18 protein-coding genes are annotated in these 19,172 nt (G+C 67.0%); 9 read left to right on the top strand and 9 right to left on the bottom strand.

The genetic code is table 11. The annotated features are described in order from the left end of the window. Position 1: 1 nt before the first annotated feature. The 3 genes from EB75_RS02175 to EB75_RS02165 form a co-directional block, all read right to left on the bottom strand. Positions 2–793: an SDR family NAD(P)-dependent oxidoreductase gene (locus tag EB75_RS02175; protein ID WP_073693839.1), complete on the bottom strand. Its 792-nt coding sequence runs from the start codon at positions 791–793 to the stop codon at positions 2–4. An 85-nt stretch (positions 794–878) separates the two neighbouring features. Continuing rightward, positions 879–1,583, bottom strand: a complete 705-nt coding sequence (locus tag EB75_RS29155; protein ID WP_073693838.1) for a hypothetical protein — start codon at positions 1,581–1,583, stop codon at positions 879–881. 175 nt (positions 1,584–1,758) lie between these two features. Continuing rightward, positions 1,759–2,493 (bottom strand): Rv3717 family N-acetylmuramoyl-L-alanine amidase, encoded by a 735-nt coding sequence (locus tag EB75_RS02165; RefSeq protein WP_073693837.1) that lies wholly within the window; start codon positions 2,491–2,493, stop codon positions 1,759–1,761. Positions 2,494–2,826: 333 nt separating this feature from the next. Here EB75_RS02165 and EB75_RS02160 point away from each other — a divergent pair, with 333 nt between their 5' ends. Then, the gene (locus EB75_RS02160) at positions 2,827–4,596 is read left to right on the top strand and encodes a CocE/NonD family hydrolase (protein ID WP_073693970.1); all 1,770 of its coding nucleotides are present in this window, start codon (positions 2,827–2,829) and stop codon (positions 4,594–4,596) included. Here EB75_RS02160 and EB75_RS02155 read toward each other — a convergent pair. Further along, positions 4,593–5,756 carry a sulfotransferase family protein gene (locus EB75_RS02155; protein ID WP_286150055.1) on the bottom strand — a complete coding sequence of 388 codons (1,164 nt, stop codon included), beginning with the start codon at positions 5,754–5,756 and terminating at the stop codon, positions 4,593–4,595. The genes EB75_RS02160 and EB75_RS02155 overlap by 4 nt on opposite strands. Positions 5,757–5,864: 108 nt before the next feature. Here EB75_RS02155 and EB75_RS02150 point away from each other — a divergent pair, with 108 nt between their 5' ends. Together EB75_RS02150 and EB75_RS02145 are read left to right on the top strand one after the other, a co-directional pair. Then, positions 5,865–6,440 carry a TetR/AcrR family transcriptional regulator gene (locus EB75_RS02150; protein WP_073693835.1) on the top strand — a complete coding sequence of 192 codons (576 nt, stop codon included), beginning with the start codon at positions 5,865–5,867 and terminating at the stop codon, positions 6,438–6,440. Next, positions 6,437–7,537: a DUF1214 domain-containing protein gene (locus EB75_RS02145; protein ID WP_073693834.1), complete on the top strand. Its 1,101-nt coding sequence runs from the start codon at positions 6,437–6,439 to the stop codon at positions 7,535–7,537. Before EB75_RS02150 ends, EB75_RS02145 begins: the two co-directional genes overlap by 4 nt. 49 nt (positions 7,538–7,586) lie before the next feature. Here EB75_RS02145 and hrpA read toward each other — a convergent pair whose 3' ends face one another. Together hrpA and EB75_RS02135 are read right to left on the bottom strand one after the other, a co-directional pair. Next, the gene (gene hrpA / locus EB75_RS02140) at positions 7,587–11,483 is read right to left on the bottom strand and encodes an ATP-dependent RNA helicase HrpA (protein WP_073693833.1); all 3,897 of its coding nucleotides are present in this window, start codon (positions 11,481–11,483) and stop codon (positions 7,587–7,589) included. Positions 11,484–11,528: 45 nt separating this feature from the next. After that, positions 11,529–12,047, bottom strand: a complete 519-nt coding sequence (locus EB75_RS02135) for a MarR family winged helix-turn-helix transcriptional regulator (RefSeq protein ID WP_073693832.1) — start codon at positions 12,045–12,047, stop codon at positions 11,529–11,531. A 122-nt stretch (positions 12,048–12,169) separates the two neighbouring features. Between EB75_RS02135 and EB75_RS02130 the strand changes: the two genes are divergently transcribed. Both EB75_RS02130 and EB75_RS02125 read left to right on the top strand, forming a co-directional pair. Further along, positions 12,170–12,589 carry a hypothetical protein gene (locus EB75_RS02130; protein ID WP_073693831.1) on the top strand — a complete coding sequence of 140 codons (420 nt, stop codon included), beginning with the start codon at positions 12,170–12,172 and terminating at the stop codon, positions 12,587–12,589. 42 nt (positions 12,590–12,631) lie between these two features. Then, positions 12,632–13,039 (top strand): nuclear transport factor 2 family protein, encoded by a 408-nt coding sequence (locus EB75_RS02125; RefSeq protein WP_073693830.1) that lies wholly within the window; start codon positions 12,632–12,634, stop codon positions 13,037–13,039. A 22-nt stretch (positions 13,040–13,061) separates the two neighbouring features. Here EB75_RS02125 and EB75_RS02120 read toward each other — a convergent pair whose 3' ends face one another. Continuing rightward, entirely contained in the window at positions 13,062–13,955 is an 894-nt protein-coding gene (locus EB75_RS02120; protein ID WP_073693829.1) for a mycobacterial-type methylenetetrahydrofolate reductase, read from the bottom strand. A 155-nt stretch (positions 13,956–14,110) separates the two neighbouring features. On the opposite strand from EB75_RS02120, the gene EB75_RS02115 reads away from it, so the two are divergent. Beyond that, the gene (locus EB75_RS02115) at positions 14,111–14,884 is read left to right on the top strand and encodes an alpha/beta hydrolase family protein (protein WP_073693828.1); all 774 of its coding nucleotides are present in this window, start codon (positions 14,111–14,113) and stop codon (positions 14,882–14,884) included. Here EB75_RS02115 and EB75_RS02110 read toward each other — a convergent pair. Beyond that, complete coding sequence (locus tag EB75_RS02110) at positions 14,832–16,556, bottom strand: alpha-keto acid decarboxylase family protein (protein WP_073693827.1); 1,725 nt, start codon at positions 16,554–16,556, stop codon at positions 14,832–14,834. The genes EB75_RS02115 and EB75_RS02110 overlap by 53 nt on opposite strands. A 147-nt stretch (positions 16,557–16,703) precedes the next feature. Here EB75_RS02110 and EB75_RS02105 point away from each other — a divergent pair, with 147 nt between their 5' ends. From EB75_RS02105 to EB75_RS02095, 3 genes are all read left to right on the top strand, one after another. After that, positions 16,704–16,922, top strand: coding sequence for a hypothetical protein (locus tag EB75_RS02105; RefSeq protein ID WP_073693826.1), 219 nt, complete (start codon positions 16,704–16,706; stop codon positions 16,920–16,922). Positions 16,923–17,084: 162 nt separating this feature from the next. Then, on the top strand, positions 17,085–17,342 hold the full coding sequence (locus EB75_RS02100) for a hypothetical protein (protein WP_073693825.1): 258 nt from the start codon (positions 17,085–17,087) through the stop codon (positions 17,340–17,342). 71 nt (positions 17,343–17,413) lie between these two features. After that, positions 17,414–17,938, top strand: coding sequence for a hypothetical protein (locus EB75_RS02095; RefSeq protein ID WP_073693969.1), 525 nt, complete (start codon positions 17,414–17,416; stop codon positions 17,936–17,938). Here EB75_RS02095 and EB75_RS02090 read toward each other — a convergent pair. Continuing rightward, positions 17,928–19,145, bottom strand: coding sequence for a DUF7373 family lipoprotein (locus tag EB75_RS02090; RefSeq protein WP_073693824.1), 1,218 nt, complete (start codon positions 19,143–19,145; stop codon positions 17,928–17,930). The two genes, EB75_RS02095 and EB75_RS02090, sit on opposite strands and share 11 nt — an antisense overlap. Positions 19,146–19,172 lie beyond the last annotated feature (27 nt).

Raw genomic sequence — 19,172 nt, 5'->3', positions numbered from 1 at the left:
GTCAGGGCAGGATCGAGTCGACGTAGCCACCGTCAGCGCGGACGGCGGCACCAGTGGTCGCCGAGGACTGCTCTGAGCTGAGGTAGACGACCATGTTGGCAATCTCCTCGGGCTCAATCAGCCTGCGCAGCAATGATTGTGGGCGGTACTTGATCATGAACTCGCGCTGCGCCTCCTCCCACGGCAGGTTCTTGTCGACCAACTGATAGACGAAGTCCTCGACGCCCCCGGTGTGCGTCGGGCCCGCGATCACCGAGTTCACCGTCACGCCCGTGCCGGCCGCGTCCTTGGCAAAGCCGCGAGTCACGGCCAGCAGCGCAGTCTTCGACGTCCCGTAGTGGATCATCTCCTCCGGGATGACGATCGCCGAGTCGCTGGCGATCTGGATCATGCGACCCCAGCCGCGTTCCGTCATGCCGGGTAGGTAGGTCCGGATCAGCCGGACCGCCGACAGTACGTTCACCTCGAAGTAGGTGCGCCACTGCTCGTCGGTGATCTCCCGGGCCGGCGCCGACCCGAAGATGCCGAGGTTGTTCACCAGGATGTCGACATCCGGAAGTTGTTGTGTCAGTTGAGCTACGCCGTCAGCGGTCGTGACATCCGCGGCCACGCCGACGACGTCGGTGAGTCCCTTACCCGTCAACTCGGCAACCGCGGCCTGCACCCGATCCTCGCTGCGCCCGTTCACCGCGACCCGCGCACCGCTGCCGCCCAGCCCCTCCGCGATGGCCAGTCCGATGCCTTGAGTAGACCCGGTGACCAGTGCGGTCTTACCGGTCAGATCAATGTGCACAGTCAGCCTCCAATGATTTCACGGGTGGGTCCAACGCTAGCCGCCCGCCAAACATTTCAGTACCGTCTGGAGCGTCATGACGGAACTACTGGTGCTGCACATCGCCAAGCGAGAGATCCAGGCGGTGTCGCTCGACGGTTCCCGGGTGCGGACGCTGGTTTCCGATGTCGATGAGACGCCCGACGGAATCGTCGTCGACCAGGCCCGGGGTCACATCTACTGGACCAACATGGGTACGCCCGACCCCGGCTCCGGGCGCGGTGCCTTCTCGACGTTCTTCAGCCGTAACGGTTCGCTCGAGAGGGTGAACCTGGACGGTTCGGACCGGCGGACCATCGTGCCGCGGGGTGCGTTCACCACGGGCAAACAGTTGACCGCTGATTTCGGCGCTGGCCTGCTCTACTGGTGCGACCGCGAGGGCATGCAGGTACTGCGCTGCCGGCTGGACGGTTCCGAGCTGGAGACGCTGGTGGTGGCGGGCACCGATGCACAGGACGCACGCAACCACTGCGTGGGCATCGCCGTCGACCCGGCGAACCACCTGGTCTACTGGACGCAGAAGGGCGCATCCGACGCCGGCCAGGGCCGAATCTTCCGGTGCGGCACCGACATTCCCGGTGGGCAGACGGCGACCGATCGGGATGACATCGAACTGCTGTGGCAGGACCTGCCCGAGCCCATCGACCTCGACCTGGACGGTTCCGGGCACCTCGTCTGGACGGACCGGGGCGCTGAACCGGACGGCAACACGCTCAATCGCGGCCGGGTCCAGCCCGGGGTCGGATCCCACACGATCCTGGCGCGCGGGTTTCAGGAGGCCATCGGCCTGGCCACGCCCGACGACACGACGTACTACGTGAGCGAATTGCGCTCCGGCGGCATCCGGGTGGTGCACCTCACCGATGGAAGTGCTTGTGAGCTGGCGCAATTGGGACCCGGGTCACCGGGATCGCGCTCGCCGAGTTCTAACTCTGCTGGAGGAAGGCCTGGATGCCCCGGCCGATGGCCAGGGCAATCGTCTGCTGCCCCTGCTCCGACGTCATCAGCGCCGCGTCCTGGTCATTCTTCATGTTGCCGCACTCGACCAGAATCGACGGGCACTGCGCCAGGTTCAGGCCGGCCAGGTCGGACCGGCCGTAGAGGCCGCCGCTGCCGATGTACGTCGCCGGCGTCATGCCCGTGGCCACCATCTGATCACGCATGATCTGGGCAAACCTGACCGAAGGGCCGGCCTGTACCTGGTTGAGCGGAGGCGCCGAGTAGTTGACGTGGAAGCCGTGTCCGCCCGCAGGCCCGCCATCGGCGTGAATCGACACAACGGCATTGGCGTGCAACGCATTCGCCATCGCCGCCCGCTGGTCGACACACGCACCCATGGCACTGTCGTTGTCGCGGGACAGCTGAACCCGCGCGCCTTCGTTCATCAGCAACTGCCGGACGCGCAGTGACACCTGCCAAGCGAAGGCGTGCTCGGTAAAGCCGGTGTTGGTGGAGGTTCCGCTCGTCTGGCAGTCCTTGGTACCACCACGGCCGGTGGGAACCTGCTTGGTGAGCGTTCCGTCGGTGGCCCCGCTGTGCCCCGGATCGAGGAAGATGACGGCGCCCGCGAGGCCCTGAGCCCGGGCGACCGGTGCCGTCAGCGACGACACCACAGCAGGCATGCCGACCAGAACCGGTGCTGCCGCAGCCATTCTCAGCATGCGCCGGCGCGAGATGCACCCGACGCCCTTGGCTTCGTCGTCTCTTTCGCACGGGCTACTGGTCACTGATCGGATGCTACGGACCGAGACTGGGAACACCCCCGAGCGACCAGACACGGTTCCGTCACGAAGCAGTAACTTCTTTTCGGTTCGGCGTACGGTCGAGGTGTGGAGACGATTGTCGAGACAGCACGCATGGGGGCGCGCATCAAGGCGATAGCCGGCTGGGCCGCCGCACGCACCCGAAAGACCAGCCCGTCACCATTGTTGCCGCCGTGGGAGGCACCTGCCGCCCGGTACGGCGTCGGAATCCACCACAACGTGGCGGTACCGATGAGCGACGGCATCTCCCTGCGGGTCGACATCCACTACCCGACCGACCCGGCCACCGGCGAGCCCGCAACCGGACCTTTCCCGGTGCTGCTGTCGATGACGCCGTACGGCAAGAAGGCGCCTCCGCCGGCGGCCCAGATCGGCGGCGGTGCGACGCCGTACCTGATTCGCCGTGGCTACATCGAGGTGATGGCCGACGTGCGGGGCACCGGCGTGTCGGGCGGGTCCTTCGAGATGCTTGGACCCGAGCAGGTTCAGGACGGTGTAGACCTGGTGAATTGGGCAGCGTCCCTGCCCAATTCGAATGGCCGCGTCGGCATGTTCGGTATCTCCTACCTGGCCATCAACCAGCTGCTGACGGCCTCTGCCGTAGGCCCCGACTCGCCGTTGAAGGCGATTTTTCCGGCCATGGCGGCCAACGACTTCTATCGCGACGTCGTCACCATGGGCGGCGTACCGCACATGCGGACGGTCCGCGCGTACGGCGCCACCTATTCGCTGCTGAACGTGATCAACCCGGCGCTTGAGTTCGCACACCGCGGCGGTCACGAAAGGCCCAGGGCCGGTGGTATTTCCGCAGTGCGCCAGCGCGGCCGCGATCAGCGCAACTACTTCAAGAACCTGATCAAAGACGCGATCGCCGGCGGCGACACCGCGTTCGACGGCACGTTCTGGGACACCATGCGTCCTGCCGACGTGATACCGAAGATCGTCGAGAACGGCGTCGCGGTGTTTCTGGTGGCCGGGTGGCATGACGCGTTCCAGCGGGGCGCGCCGCTGAACTACGCAGCGCTGCAGAACACGTTCGCCGGCCGTCCCGCCGGCGCTGCCATGACGGCGGATCAGCCGGTGTCCGATCGCTTCCAGCTGATGGCCGGCCCGTGGTACCACGTCTCGGACCTGGACGGGCAGCACCTGCAGGCCCTGCAGCTGCGCTGGTTCGACCATTGGCTCAAAGGTGACGACACCGCGGCCGTCACCGGTCAGCCCGTGCGTTTTCAGGCGATCGGGAGCCCAAAGTGGTTCCGCACCAATGCCTACCCGTTCCCGGAGGCCACGCCGACCCGGTTGTACCTCGGCCTGGGCGGCGGCCTGCACCCGACACCGTCGGCAGAGGAGTCGACCGCCACATTGCAGTACCTCTCTCGCGGGCCGGTTTCCGGGCGCAGCCTCGAACAGTGGAGCCTCGGTATGGGCAGTTTCATGGCCTCGCAGACGGGCCGCAGCGTCCGGTACGACCAGGACAACAGCCGGCTGCAGCGCGATGCCCTGACCTACACCAGCGAGGCCTTCGACACCGAGAAGCTGCTGGCCGGGCCGGTCGGTCTCACGATCTTTGCCACCGCCGACCGCCCCGACACCCTGTGGGTGGCCCACCTGGACGATCTGTCGCCCGACGGCGTCAGCCGGCCGCTGACAGAAGGGGCGCTTCTCGGTTCGCATCGCGCTCTCGACCCCGAGGCAAGCTGGATCTTGTCCGACGGCACCGTGCTACGGCCCCAACACATCAGCACCAAGTCCGCCGCCGAACCCGTCGTACCCGGTGAGGTGACCCGCTACGACGTCGAGATCTTCCCCACCGCGGCGATCCTCGCCCCGGGCCACCGGTTACGACTGACGCTGACGACGTACGACTTCCCGCATCTGGTACCGACCCGCCCGCAGCGGGCAGCGCTCGCGGGCGGGGTCTACCGCATTTCACAAGGGGGTGTGCATGCATCGCATCTGGTTGTCCCCCTTGCTGATCCGGCGACCATGGAACAGCCCTAGCTGAGGAACCGCTGCGTGTAGGGCGCGAAGCGCGCCTTCAGGTCATCCAGATCAAGGCCGAACATTTCACAGGACGTCTCGACGCGACCCAGCCGGCCGCGCTGGTGACCGGCCAGGTAGTCCGCCATCGCGCCGCGTTCGGCGTCCGAAAGTTGTTCCTCTGCAAGGGCGAACACGCTCTCTGCAGTGCCGAGGTCGTCGGCCATGAAGTCGTCGAACCGGATGTCGATGGAGCGGTCTCGGCCGATGATGTCCCGGTCCCGGACCAGCCCGGCCAGCATGTGTTCCAGGCGCTGCACCCAGTACACCGCGATGTGCTCGACGGGCACCGGGCTGCGGTGCATGCGCGCCGAGTAGGTGAGCATCGCGATCATCGACAGCACCACCGGCACGGGATCGCGATGAGTGAAAACACCGACCACACCGGGTAATTCAGCGTTGAGCACCGGCAGTTGTTCGAGATGTTGTGGCGACTTGAGCAGCCAGCGCCGGCCGCCGCGCAGGAATTGCAGGGCCTTGAGCTGGGTCACCATGTGCCGGTAGTGCGGCGTCTGGTCATGGGATTCGTAGTAGTCGCGCCACACGGGAACGTCTGCCAATGTCTCGAAGTACATCGTGGAAAAGTCGTTGGCCAGCAGCTGGATTTCCTCGTGCACATGGTCGGTGGTCATCTCGTGCATCAGCGGGAAATGCGGCATGACGATGTTCATCACGTTGACCGCGACATCCATCCGGGTCCGCCGCGGGTCGGGCTCGATACCGGCCTCGGACGCCAGCGGGAACGGCTCCATCGACTCCCAGTACGGCAGGGTCCGGAAGGTCCCGGCGGCGGCCAGCAGATTGTGCAGATGCGTTGTCCCGGTACGGGGCAGCCCGACGATCGCGACGGGGGGCAGCAGCTCGATGTCGTGAATCTCGGGGTGCCGCTTCAGTAGATCGGTCAGCAGCAGCCGGTTCTTCAGCAACTGCAGCAGCTGGCCGTAGAAGTTGACCACGCCGGGGCCGTTGAGGCCGTCGATATCCCGAAGCGCGCCGAGCAGCACGTCGAGGCGCTCTCGGTAATCGATGGGACCGAAGTCATCGAGGCCGGTGTCGGCACTCGCCTTGGCATGTAGTGCGGCCGCGTCGAGCGGACAGTCCGCCGCCATCATCGTCATCATGTCCCGGAACTGCTGCGCCTCGGCCGTGAAGGTGGGATTGGCCAGGTCATCGAGCCGGACAACGTCTGTGGTGTCAGTCACACAAATTATGTTACTATGAGTTTCGTAATGACGAAAGCACTTGGACGACCCCGTGATTCACGCATCGACAACGCCGTGCTCACCGCCACCGCCGAACTGCTCGGTGAAGTGGGCTACGCCGCGTTGTCGGTGGACGCCATCGCCAAGCAGGCCGGCACCAGTAAGCCGACGATCTACCGACGCTGGCCCAGCAAGGCCCATCTGGTCCACGAGGCCGTTTTCCCCGCCGGCATAGCCACCGAACTGCCGGACACCGGGTCCCTGGCCGGGGATGTCCGCGCGATGGTCCGCGGCACCGTGGCGGTACTCAGCACTCCCGCAGCGCGCGCCGCCCTGCCCGGGTTGCTCGGCGAAATGACCGCTGATGCCAGCCTGCACACCGCCCTACTGGACCGCTTCGCCGACGCGCTGGGACCCGGGTTGCACGCCCACCTCGACGCCGCGGCCGCGCGCGGGGAGCTGCGCCCCGGCGTCACGCCCTCCGATCTGACCGAGGTCATCACCGGCATCGCGCTGCTCGCGGCCCTCACCCGCAGCGACGCCCCTGATGACGACTGGATCGACCGCAACACCACACTGATTCTGAAAGGTATTGGCGCATGACCGAATCCGCTGCCGCGTGGCGGGAACTCCTCGACACCCTTCGTGAGCTCGACACCTCCTTCCTCGAGGGTCCGCGCGCCGTCACCGATGACCGGCAGATCGCCGACGGCTACCGCATGCTCGCGACCGGTCTCGGCGTGGCGCTGGACTGCTACCTGTTCCCCGAGCCAGGCCGGCCCCAGTTCGTCGCCGTCAACACCCCGACCCGGCATGACCGCCGGTGGGGTGGCGACAACACCGACGCCTACTACCACATGTGCCCGGTCGATCCGGAGCGCAAATACCGCGTCTTCGGCAACAAGGGCGACAGCGTGTACCTCTCGCTGACCGCGTACAACGAGCCCTCCCCCGGCGCCTGGTCGAACAAGGTGGTCGCGATAATCCGTGATACCGACATCGAATTCGACGCGGACGGCAACTTCTCGTTCGAGCTCGGACCGCTGCCCGAGGCCGCCGTCTTCCTGACGCGCGACTACCAGGCCGATCCGACGACGGGCCGTCCGGTCACGTGGAACATCGAGGCACTCGATCCCCCGGAACCGTTCCGGCACAGTGATGCCGCAACCGCCGCCGCGCTGCGGTCCAGCGCCAACTGGATCCGTACGCTGTTCGCCATCATGCCCATGCCGGTGGGTACCCGGGCGGTCGACGCCGCGACACTCGGTCACGAAACCGCCCATCTGGCAAATGAATTCGCTGCGCCGTACCAGGTGCCGGACGCCAACTTCGGCTGGTCAGCGCGTGACGCATGCTATTCGTATGGCAGCTTCGTGCTCGCCGAGGACGAGGCTCTGGTCATCACCCACCGGCCGCCGGCGTGCCGGTTCTGGAACCTGGTGGTGTGGAACCAGTTCATGGCCACCCCCGGAGCCAGCGATGCCCGCAGCTCACTCAACGGGTACAGCGCGGTGCCCAACTCGGACGGCACGGTGACGGTCGTGCTGTCCCGCGGTACCACCACCCACCCGAATTCGCTGACCACACTGGACTATCCGGTGGGCAATCTGGCGTTCCGCTGGTTCCTCACCGACCAGGTGCCCGACCGCCCTGAGGTCCAGCTGGTCAAGATCGCCGACGCCCCCACGTCACCTTCCTGAGGGATTTGTGCACGATTTTCCGCGCCGGCCGCGGAAAATCGTGCACAAATCACGGGACGATGGCGTCGATGGCCCGGTAGATCCGCTGCTCGCTGACGGGCCTCGGGGTGCCCAACTGCTGGGCCCAGAGACTGACGCGGAGCTCCTCGATCTGCCGGGCGATGTCGCGGACGTCGTCGCCTTGGCACCGCAGCGGCGAAAGTGCCTGCCGCAGTTCGTCGTACGCGTCCTGGACGGCGTGTATCCGATCCATCCGTTCGCGGTCCGCGGCCGGCGCCTGGGGTAACCGCTCCAGCCGTCGGCCGACGGCCGTCAGGTACCGGGTCAGGTCGGCCAGGTGGATCACGCCCGTCGCCGCGACGAACCCGACCGGCAGCAGCCGGGCCAACTGCGCACGGATATCGGCGACCGCGTCGGCCTGGAGCGCAGATGGCTTGTCCGGCAACGCGACCTGCGCCGCATGCGCGGCGGTCAGCACGCGCTCGACGCGGCCGACCACATCGAGCGTCGTCGGGACCAACTTGGCTGCGACGGTGTCGCGCAGCGCCGTGAAGTCCGCCGCGGTCCACACCGGCTTGGGTGCCAGTACCCGCACCGCGGCGTCGGCGCAGTCTTCGAGCAGCGCGGCCAGGCTGCCGTCGGGATTGCTCGACAGCGCCAGTCGCGCCCGGGGATTGAGCCCGCGCTCGGCTGCTTTGACCGGTGACGGTGCCGCCAACCGGAGCAGCCGCCGCAGTCCCGGTCCCATGGCCGCTGCCTGCTCGGCAGCGGTCGGGAACACGCGAATATCCACTGCCGCACCGGTATCCACGAACGCCGGGAACCCGCGCACGGTGTGACCACCGGCCGCGCTCTCCACACTCCGCGGCAACTCGGCCAGATCATCGGGCCAGGCCTTCAGGCCGGTCCGCTGCAGATCACCTGCGACGGCACCGGCGACCGCTTGACGCACCGAACCGGCCAGCGTGTCGTGCAGCGCGCCCAGGTCCTTGCCACGCGCCACCTCGGTGCCGGCTTTCTCGACAGCGAAGGTGACCCGCAGGTGATCCGGAATCTTGCTCAGGTCGAAGGCGTCGATCGGCACCAGAATGCCACTGCGCCTGCGCAGTTCGCGCTGCAGTTCCTCGAGCAGTGAGCCGTCTCCCGGATTGAGGTCCGGCAGCACCGCCCGCGCGGTGTCGGGCGCGGGCACGAAGTTGCGGCGCAGGTCCTTGGGCAGCGACTTGATCAGCGCCGTCACCAACTCTTCGCGCAGTGCGGGTACCTGCCACGCGAAACCGTCACCCCCGAGCCTCGCCAGCACCTCGACCGGAACGTGCACCGTCACACCGTCATCGGCGGCGCCGGGCTCGAACCGGTAGCTCAACGGCAGCGACAGGTCGCCGGTCTGCCAGGTGTCGGGCTGGTCGGCATCGGTGTCGGCACGCAGCAGATCCTCGCGCGTCATGGTCAGCAGGTCCGGCGTCACATGCCGCTGCTTCTTCCACCAGGCGTCGAAATGCCGTGCCGACACCGCGCTTTCCGGCACGCGCTGGTTGTAGAAGGCATAGACATCGTCGTCGCCGACCAGCAGATCCCGCCGCCGCGCGCGTTCCTCCAGCTCGTCCAGCTCAGCCCGCAGGCGCGTGTTGTCCCGGAAGAAGTGGTGGCGCGTCTGCCAGTCGCCCTCGACCAGCGCGTGCCGGATGAACAGCTCGCGTGCGACCACGGGATCCACCTGCGCATAGCCCACCCGCCGCCGCGGCACCAAAGGCAAGCCGTAGAGCGTCACCCGTTCGAACGCCATGACCGCACCCCGGCGGGCATCCCAGTGCGGCTCGCTGAAGGTGCGCTGCAACAGATCTCCGGCGACCCGCTCGACGGTCTCCGGTTCGATGCGCGCCGCGATACGCCCGAACAGCCGGCTCGTCTCCACCAGATCGGCAACGACGATCCACCGCGGCGGCTTCTTCGTCAGCACCGAGCCCGGCGCCAACACGAACCGCGAGTTGCGGGCGCCCTGGTAATCGCGCGTCTCGCCTTCCCGCAACCCGACGTGCGACAGCAGCCCGGCGGTCAGCGCGGTGTGGATACGCAACGGGTCGGCCTCCTCGCCCGACTCCCGGATGCCGAGATCGCCGGCGATGCTGCGCAACTGGCCAACCAGGTCCTGCCATTCCCGAATCCGCAGGTAGTGCAGGAACTCGTCGCGGCACATCCGGCGGAACGCGCTGCCGGACAACTGGTTCCGTTGCTCACGCAGGTAGTTCCACAAGTTCAGATAGGAGATGAAGTCCGAATGTTCGTCGGCGAACCGCGCGTGCTTCTGCCGCGCGGCCTCTTCCCGGTCGGACGGCCGCTCCCGCGGATCCGGGATCGACAGCGCGGCGGCCAGGATCAGCACCTCGCGCACGCAGCCTTCGGTGTCGGCCTGCAGGATCATCCGGCCGACACGCGGGTCCAGCGGTAGCCGGGCCAGTCGGCGACCGACGTCGGTGATGGCGCCCTTCGCGTCGAAAGCGCCCAATTCCTGGAGCAATTGGATGCCGTCACGGATGCTGCGCGCATCCGGCGGATCCAGGAAAGGGAAAGCCTCGATTTCGCCGAGACCCAAAGCAGCCATCTGCAGAATGACCGCACCGAGGTTGGTGCGCAGGATCTCCGGGTCGGTGTACCGCGGCCGCGACGCGAAGTCCTCTTCCGAATACAGCCGGATGCACACACCCGGCGCGGTACGGCCCGACCGGCCGGACCGCTGCGCGGCCGACGCCTGCGAAATGGGTTCGATCGGCAGCCGCTGCACCTTGGTGCGCCGGCTGTACCGCGAGATGCGCGCGGTGCCCGGGTCGACGACGTACCGGATGCCCGGCACCGTCAGCGATGTCTCGGCGACGTTGGTGGCCAACACGATCCGGCGGGGCCCGCCGGGCTTCGCGTTGAAGACCTTCTGCTGGTCCGCGGTCGGCAGCCGGGCGTACAGCGGCAGGATCTCCGTCGGGAAGGTGTCGCCGGACAGCGCATCCCGCAAAGCCTCTGCGGTGTCGCGGATTTCGCGCTCACCGGACAGAAACACCAGCACGTCGCCGGCCGGTTCTGATTCCAGTTCCCGCACGGCGTCGACGATGGCCTCGGTCTGGTCCCGGGTCTCGGTGCGGACGATCTCATGATCGGGATCGTCGGGGTCGTCGCTGTCGTCCACCGCGACGGGGACTTCCAGTGGCCGGTAACGGATTTCGACGGGGTAGGTACGGCCCGAGACCTCAACGATGGGCGCTCCGCCGAAGTGCTTCGCGAACCTCTCCGGCTCGATGGTCGCCGACGTCACGATGACCTTGAGGTCGGGGCGCCGCGGCAGCAACTCGCGCAGGTACCCGAGCAGGAAGTCGATGTTGAGACTGCGTTCGTGGGCCTCGTCGAGGATCAGTGTGTCGTACCGCAGCAGCCGCCGGTCCCTCTGAATCTCGGCGAGCAGAATGCCGTCGGTCATCAGTTTGACGAGGGTCGAGTCGCTGGCCTGGTCGGTGAACCGCACCGTGTAGCCGATGGCGCCGCCCAGCGCCGTGCCGGTTTCGTCGGCGATGCGCTGCGCCACCGTCCGGGCCGCCAGCCGTCGTGGCTGGGTGTGCCCGATGGTGCCGCGGATGCCCCTGCCGAGCTCGAGACAGATCTTGGGCAGCTGCGTCGTCTTGCCCGAGCCGGTCTCGCCGGCGACGATGACCACCTGGTTGTCGGTGATGGCCTTGGCGATCTCACCTCGACGATCGGTGACCGGCAGGTCGGGATAGGTGATCGCAGGAACAGCCGCGAGACGACTGGCGATCACGCCTTCCGCCGCGGCGATCTGTTCGGCGATCTTCTCCGGGTTGTCGCCCCGCAGGTTCTTCAGCCGACGCTGCAGCCGCGCGGCGTCACGGATGGTCAGACCATCCAGACGATCACGCAGTTCGCGTAGCTGAAGGTCGGACACTGGTCCCAGGATAGGCGGTCGCCCGCCACCTCATCGGCCGCGACGTCACGGGGTGAGCAGCTCGTCGTCGGTCGACTCCATCGCCGATCCGGCGAGCCGATGCGCAAGTCCCTGGACGACCCGCAGGACGGCATCCCGCTCCTGATCATCAAGGCCGCCGACGGTCATCTCCTCCATCTGGCGCCATATGCCCTCGATCTGATCGCGCAATCCGCGGCTGGCCGGTGTCGCTTCGACCAGATGTGCGCGCTTGTCCTCGGGGCTCGGGAAGCGGCGGACGAATCCGGCGTGCTCCAGCCGCTGGATCATGCGGGTCATCGTGGGCGCATCGGAACTGGTGAGCCTGACCAGATCCGTCTGGCGGAGTGGGCCGCGATCCCACAGGTACATCATCACCAGCTCCTGGCCCGGATACAGACCGAGCGGCCGCAGGAGTGTCGCGACGATCGTTCTCGTGAGCCGGGTGAGCTGAAAGACCGCGTGGCTGACGGGGCCGCTGCGGGCCGCCGTCGGCAATGCCATCGCCTCGCATGCCTCCCCACCTTCAATGCTCTCCGTCACCATCAACGCCCCCTGTCAGCAGTTAGTTGTCTAACCACCATAACTCGGCCACGGCGCACAAAAATCCCAGTTGGAATAGCCGTTCATAGTTACTTGTTCAAGCAACTATCTAGAAAGGCGGCGTCATGAACACCAACAACCACCACACCGGCACCGAGCTCCGTCGTTCCATCGGTCGTGTCATGACAGCCGGCGCCATCGGAGTGTCGGCCCTGTCGATCGCACTCGCGGCACCGGCAGCAGCGAAGGGGCCGCACCCAGGCCCGGTGATCGACCGCCCCCAGCCGACCAGCTCGCTGAGCGCCCAGAACAACGACGGCCGCGTCTCGACGGCGCCGGTGAGCCCCGTTCAGCGCATGGCACCCGGCGCCATCCCCCGGTCGCAGCCGGCGACGTCGATCAGCGCGCAGCAGAACGCCGGAAGCCCCGCGGACGGCGGATCACGCGGCACCGCAGGGCGGGCAGACGTCAGGACTCCCACCATGCCCGGCCCCCTCAACGCCGCCGAGACCGGACGGTTGTTCGGGGGCAAGCGAGCCTCGTAATCTGACGATCGCCACCCGTTGTGCACACGAACGGAGAACCCCATGGCCGACCGCGAAGACATCATCGACCTGCTGACCCGGTACGCCACGGGCATCGACCGGCAGGACTGGCCACTGTTTCGTTCCGTGTTCACCGACGACTGCGTGTTGGACTACGGCCAGATCGGCTCATGGCACGGCGTCGACGGCGTCACGGACTACATGATCCAGGTGCATGTGCCGTTCGAGCACACTCTGCACCGGCTCAGCAACCACGCCATCGAGATCGACGGCGATACCGCCACCGCCCGCACCTATGTCGACGTGCTGCTCATTGCGCGGGAGGCCAAGCCGCACAAGACATCTGATGTCAACGCGACCGGCTTCTACGACGACGAACTGGTCCGTACCGACGGAGGGTGGCGCATCAGCCGCCGAAAGCTCACGATGGTCCGGAACGTCTCCCTGTGAGCGCCTGACGTCTGCCGAAACGCTAGACCTTGTCCGGCGCCCAGTAGTCCAGCATCGTCGCGAAGGTTTCGAACGCCGGCTTGGACACCCCGTATGCGGCTTCCAGGTGGATGCTGATCGGGAAGCCGAGCTCGCCCACGCCGTCGATGACGCGCTTGTACAGGTCCAGCATCAGCGCCCGCTTGGCTGCCGGCTCCTCGCCCGCCAGCCGCGTCACGAACTCCTGCTCGGCCGCGACCAGCGGATTGCCCGGATCCTGGATCAGCCAGTTGATGAGGCCGACCTTGGACTCCATCTTGGGAACGAACCCGAACGACAGCAGAAGCTCGGGGCGATGCTCGGTCGTCGCGGCGAACTCCTTCAGGAACCCCACGATGGTGTCCGAGTACAGCAGCTGGGTCATGCCGTAGGTGGCGCCCTGGTTGATCTTGAAGTTGAAGCGGCCCTGCTCGCCGTCACGCGTCGGAATCAGGATCACGCCGCGGTTCGGCACCTGGTCGCGGTAGATGGTCAACGCGTCGGTCGGTGCGACACCGGAGCCTTCACCGTCACTCATCGTGCGCGGCACGCCGACGAACGCGATGCCGTCGAAGTCCGCGTCCTGCAGCACGGTCAGCCGCTTCCCGAGCGCGTCCTCGTCCAGGAACGACGTCACCTGGGTGCACAGTCCGCGCATGCCGGGCAGCTCCGGCTTCATCAGCTGCCAGAAGTCGAGGACGTCCATCTTCGGCTTCATCTCGATGGGCCGGTCGCCGTCCTCCTCGATCATCCCGGGGATCATGACGTGCCGGATGCGGCCCTCGATGCCGACCGCCGCGGCGTTGAGCAGCACCTTGTGCGCCTCGTCGACCGCAAACTGGGGACCGCGCTCAATGTTCGGCGGGACCAGCTCGAAGGCGATAGTGTTCAGGGTCACGACTCTGCTCCGGATCTCGACTACATACGGGGCAAGCAGGCGTCACTGACCGCTACGACCCGGAGGTCGCGTTTCCCGTGAAACCTCCACCCTACCGATGGCGCCTAGCAAAGAATCGGCCACGTCCGGCTAGATGTACGTGGTAAACCCGTCCCGTGGCTGAACGCGTCAAGTTCCAGAGCTCCACCGGCCCCATGCTCGCCGGCATCATCGACCTCCCAGAAGGCACCCCGCGCGGTTGGGGCGTCTTCTCCCACGGCTTCACCCTCGGCAAGGACTCCCCCGCCGCGGCGCGCATCTGCAAGCAGCTGGCATCTGACGGCATCGGGATGCTCCGGTTCGACGCCATCGGGCTCGGCGACTCGGAAGGCCACTGGGGCGACGGGTCCTTCACCCACAAGACCAACGACGTCATCGAGGCGTGCAAGTTCATGACCGAACGCGGGACGCCGTCGGCGTTGCTGGTGGGTCACTCCTTCGGCGGGGCGTCGGTCCTGTCCGCGGCGCGGCAGGCGCCCGGGGTGCGCGCGGTGGTGACGGTCGGTGCGCCCATCGACCCGTCGCATGTCGAGAAGCAGTACGACGACATCCTCGGCTGCGTGCTGGCCAACGGCAGCGCCCAGTGGATGGTCGGCGGACGCGAGCTGACGCTCAAGCGCGACTTCGTCGAGGACGTCCGCGCGGCCAAGTTGCACAGCAAGATCAAGGAGCTGCACCTACCGCTGCTGATCCTGCACTCCCCCACCGACAACACCGTCGGCATCGAGAACGCCAGTGAGATCTTCCGGACGGCCCGCCACCCGCGCAGCTTCGTGTCACTGGAGGGCACCGAGCACCTGCTCACCGGACCCGGTCAGGCCAAGCGAGCTGGACGGATCATCGGCGCCTGGGCCGACGCCTATCTGGGCCCCGACAAAGCGCGGCGGTAGTCGAGACCCCGGCCGCCTGATTGGCCTTGGCAATCGCCTCGGCGAGCTCTTCGAGTAACGGCGGCACATCCAGAGCGGTCACGACGGCTTCGATGAAGACCAGCTCATCCGGATGGGCGGCGGCGTCGGCCAAGGCCGCATCCAGCTCACCGCACGTTGTGGCGCGGTGGGACAACGGGTTCGGTACGCCGAGGGCCGCCGGGATGTCGCGCCACTGCCAGCGCACGATGTCGTTGTAGGGCGCCGTGGGGCCGTGGATCGCGCGTTCGACGGTGTAGCCGTCGTTGTTCACCAGGATCACCACCGCGGGCACGCCCTCGCGACCGAACTGGCCGAGTTCCTGGATGGTCAGCTGCGCGGCGCCATCGCCGATCAACAACACGGGACGACGGCTCCGTTCCGCCAGGCCCGCGCCGAGCGCAGCCGGCAGGGTGTACCCGATCGATGCCCACAGTGGCTGGCCGATGAACGCCACCCCGCTGGGCAGCCGGTGCCGGGCCATGCCGTAGTACGACGTGCCCTGCTCGGCCAGAACCACATTGCCCGGGGTGAGCGCGCCACAGACCTTGTCCCACAGCGCCTTCTGGGTGAGCGGCTGGTCCGGCGCGAGCTCTGGGTCGAGCGCGTCCGGAATGGGCTGGGCCACCGCCGGTGACCGGGTGGGCCGAGACCGCAGGATGCCGGTGATCGCTTCGAGTGCCGCCGACATGTCCAGTGGCGCAAAGACTTCGCCGGCGACGGTGCTCTGGTTGGGTCCGATGTCGATGGTCCGGGTGGGGTCGATCTGCTGCGTAAACGACGCACTGACCATGTCGGTGAACTGCACACCGGCGGTGACCAGTACCGGTGCTTCTTCGATGGCCCGGCGGACCGACTCCTGACTGGAGGTGCCGGCGTAGATGCCCAAGAACTCGGGAGCCGATTCGTCGACCAGACTCTTGCCCCACATCAGCGTGGCGTGCGGGACGACGTCGGCTGCCAGCAGTGCCTCCAGCTGCGGGACGGCTTCCAGACGGTGCACCAGCAGGTCGGCGAGCACCGTCAGCTGGTGCTCGCCGATGAGGCGGGCAGCGGCCGCGGTGAACAGCGACAGGGCGCGCGGGCTGGTGCCGCTGGTGTACCGCGGCAACGGTCCGGTCGGAGGTTCGACCGGGAACCGGGCGACATCGGTGGCCAGCATCAGGTAGCCGGGCAACTTGCGCTCGTGCACTTCAGACAGGACCCGGTCGATCTCCCGGGTAGCGGTGGCCGGCAGGAGTTTGGCTTGCGCGCACGTGATTTCGCGGGCGATGCGCAGAAAGTGGTCGAAGTCGCCGTCACCGAGCGAATGGTGGATCACCCGGCGGGAGCCCTGGACGTCGATCGACGGCGTGCCGACGATGTGGACCACGGGGACATGCTCGGCGTAGCTGCCTGCGATCGCGTTGGCCGCGGACAGCTCCCCGACACCGAACGTGGTGATGAGCGCCGCCATCCCCCGCAGCCGGCCGTAGCCGTCGGCGGCATATCCGGCGTTGAGTTCGTTGGCGCTGCCGACCCACCGGACATCCCGATGGGCGATCACATGATCGAGCAGTTCCAGATTGAAATCGCCTGGGACCCCGAATATCTCGGTGACCCCGAGTTCAGCGAGCCGGTCCAGCAGGTAGTCACCGACGGTGTAGTCAGACATGCCGAGACCTCCTGGAATCGCTACTACGGTGACGGTCGTCACCAAAGACATAATGCTGCCAACGCTGGTAAACATCGCGCCAACTGGGATGGCACCGCGTCCGCGCTCCGTTGTACCGGCCAGAACCGCAGCACAGGAGGTAGGGCTATGAAGAACGTCACTTTTGCCGGATTGGTTTCGGGCGCACTGGCCACGGCTGCCATCGGGCTGGCCACCCCTGCGCTGGCGGATAACGGAGGCACCGTCGCACTGCCCGGGCCGGTGCCGGTATACCCGCAGTACTCCGTGATCGGCGGCGCCGATCCGTACGTGCCGTTCGGCCCCAACCCGTCGGTGCCGTACGGAGTCTGGGTCCAGAACCAGTAGTCGATCCGGGACGAAGTCACCAGCCCCGGCGTTCTGACTCGGCTCACCCGACCCTGACACCGGTCCTGCCAAACGTCGTAAATGTGCCTGTGCGCCAGCTGATACGACGCATCACGCGCGTACGGTTGAGTTGGCGAGGACCGGAGGGCAGGAGGCACCTGAATGAAGAAGATGGCTGTCGCCGGAATGGTGTCGGGGGCACTGGCCGTAGGGGCGATGGGTCTGGCCGCTCCCGCGCCGGCAGACAAAGGAAGCACTGTCGCGCTGCCGGGTCCGGTGCCGGCGCGGCCGAGTGCCGTGCCAGGGCTACCGGGTCCGGTGTCGGTATACCCGCAGTACTCCGTGATCGGCGGCGCTGATCCGTACGTGCCGTTCGGCCCCGACCCGTCGGTGCCGTACGGGGTCTGGGTCCAGAACTAGCAGTCGATTCAGGGCGGCAATCATGTTGAACTTCAACGTGATTGCCGCCCTGAAGCATTACCATGACCGCCATGACCGTTCGCCCACGCCGGATCGGGTGGCAGGTCGCGGCAGTGTCGCTGCTCGCGGCCTGTGGCTCGAATACCTCTGCGACGCCGTTGTCGCCAACACCCAGCGCACCGCCTCCGACCAGTACCGCCGAAGCCCCGCTGCCCGCACCGGTCCCCATCGTTCCGGTGAAACCGAATGCGCGGCAAGCCAAATGGGTCGACCTACAGGTCGGCGACTGTCTCAGCACTCCGCCACCCACCGACCCGAGCGTCGTCGAGGTGACCCTGGTCGACTGCACGGCACCGCACATCGCCGAGGTCTTCCTCCGGTCCAGCGTCGGGGTCAACGACGCGCTTGCCGGTATCGCCGATCAGCGGTGCGCGGCGGGCTTGGCGCAGTACAGCGGACAGAGCAGCCGCTACATGGCGACCTACCTGATCGACTCGAACATGGACCGGACGGGACACACGCCCCTGCCCAGCACCGTCATCTGCCTGCTGCAGTCCTCCAGCGGCCTGTCGCTGACCGGCTCGGCTAAGGCTTAGCCGTCAACAGGATGTATTGGGCGGCGACCTGTTCGTGGACGTCCTTCAGCTCGGGGCCACGTGCTTCGATGGCGTAGTTACCCGCGGGAGCGACACAGTAGAACTGCCGCGGGTCGGCCAACAAGATGCAGCGGCTCAGCGGCAGCGCCGGCACCGGATCGGCCGATTCCGTCCCGTCGACCGAAACCTCTTTGCCGAAGGAGTTCGCCACGTTCACCGCTGATGACGGGTCCTTGGCCTGATACACACTGGTCTTGCCCCGGGCGTACCCTGTCACTCCGTTGTCCTGGAACACCTTCGACGAGGCGATCGGATTGCTCTGGAAATGCAGGGCTCCGGTACCGGAGTAGACGGCGTTCTGCGAGTTGCGTGGGTCATCGGTCAGCAGTGTCAACGCCAACAACCCGGTCGGATCGACCGGTACCGCGGCCAGCTCGGCCGCCGGTTTGAACGGCTCGATGGCATCGATCTGCGCTCGTACCGCCTTGGCCACCAAGCCGACAGCAGAATCAGGACCCGTGGTCGACTGCGCCAATTGCGTCAGGACATACGGCCCATGTGGGGTGAACGACCGGACGGTGGTCAGCTTCGCGGCCTGGGATTCGACGTCGTAGGTCGACGCCAATGCATCCGGATGATCAGGAACGGCAATGGCTTTCGGTTCGGCACCGCGAATCTTCAGTTGCCGGGCCGCCGCATTCATCTCGGTGGCCGCGGCGCTGGCATCAGCCGGCGCGGCGAACCGCAGCACGCCGTTGATCAGCACCGTCTTGGCCGCAGACTCCCGGCCCGAGGCGAACCCGTCGATGAAGTTGTGCCTGCCGGCCGCCTCGGCGATGGTCTCGGGTCCGAACTGCGCCAGCGCACCGGCCTGATCGAGCACGAAATACGTTGACAGATAAGGGTCTGTGAGTGTGTTGTCGACAGCCCACGGCCCCACCACGTAGCCGGCCATCTGCTCCGCCTCGACCCTCGCGCCGATCTCCGACGATCCGGCCGCGCCGTAGGGCTCATGCGCCTTGGTCGGGTAGGCGCCAGGCTTCAACTGGGCCGGAGCGACGATCGCAGGCGGCGGGGGTGCCGTCGCGGTCGGGGTCGCCGACTTGGCGGACGACGGCGCCGGGCTGGACTGCGTCGACCCGCCGCCGCAGCCCGCGGCCAGCACCGCCACCGAGACCATCACTGCGCCGTTGACCAGACCCCGCATGCGTTCCTCCCCGCGCCGACTGCAGAC

The sequence above is a fragment of the Mycobacterium sp. ST-F2 genome, from assembly GCF_001905655.1.
Lineage (GTDB): Bacteria > Actinomycetota > Actinomycetes > Mycobacteriales > Mycobacteriaceae > Mycobacterium.
The sequence above is the reverse complement of the archived record's forward strand: the minus strand, read 5'-3'. Positions and strand labels throughout refer to the sequence as shown.

Bases quoted from the DNA above. Each gene is read 5' to 3' on its own strand.
- EB75_RS02165 (WP_073693837.1), bottom strand. From the start codon at position 2,493: ATGCTGAGAATGGCTGCGGCAGCACCGGTTCTGGTCGGCATGCCTGCT.
- EB75_RS02145 (WP_073693834.1), top strand. From the start codon at position 6,437: ATGACCGAATCCGCTGCCGCGTGGCGGGAACTCCTCGACACCCTTCGT.
- EB75_RS02135 (WP_073693832.1), bottom strand. From the start codon at position 12,047: ATGGTGACGGAGAGCATTGAAGGTGGGGAGGCATGCGAGGCGATGGCA.
- EB75_RS02105 (WP_073693826.1), top strand. From the start codon at position 16,704: ATGAAGAACGTCACTTTTGCCGGATTGGTTTCGGGCGCACTGGCCACG.
- EB75_RS02100 (WP_073693825.1), top strand. From the start codon at position 17,085: ATGAAGAAGATGGCTGTCGCCGGAATGGTGTCGGGGGCACTGGCCGTA.
- EB75_RS02095 (WP_073693969.1), top strand. From the start codon at position 17,414: ATGACCGTTCGCCCACGCCGGATCGGGTGGCAGGTCGCGGCAGTGTCG.
- EB75_RS02110 (WP_073693827.1), bottom strand. From the start codon at position 16,556: ATGTCTGACTACACCGTCGGTGACTACCTGCTGGACCGGCTCGCTGAA.
- EB75_RS02125 (WP_073693830.1), top strand. From the start codon at position 12,632: ATGGCCGACCGCGAAGACATCATCGACCTGCTGACCCGGTACGCCACG.
- EB75_RS02150 (WP_073693835.1), top strand. From the start codon at position 5,865: ATGACGAAAGCACTTGGACGACCCCGTGATTCACGCATCGACAACGCC.
- EB75_RS02155 (WP_286150055.1), bottom strand. From the start codon at position 5,756: ATGATGACGATGATGGCGGCGGACTGTCCGCTCGACGCGGCCGCACTA.
- EB75_RS02090 (WP_073693824.1), bottom strand. From the start codon at position 19,145: ATGCGGGGTCTGGTCAACGGCGCAGTGATGGTCTCGGTGGCGGTGCTG.
- EB75_RS02130 (WP_073693831.1), top strand. From the start codon at position 12,170: ATGAACACCAACAACCACCACACCGGCACCGAGCTCCGTCGTTCCATC.
- EB75_RS02160 (WP_073693970.1), top strand. From the start codon at position 2,827: ATGAGCGACGGCATCTCCCTGCGGGTCGACATCCACTACCCGACCGAC.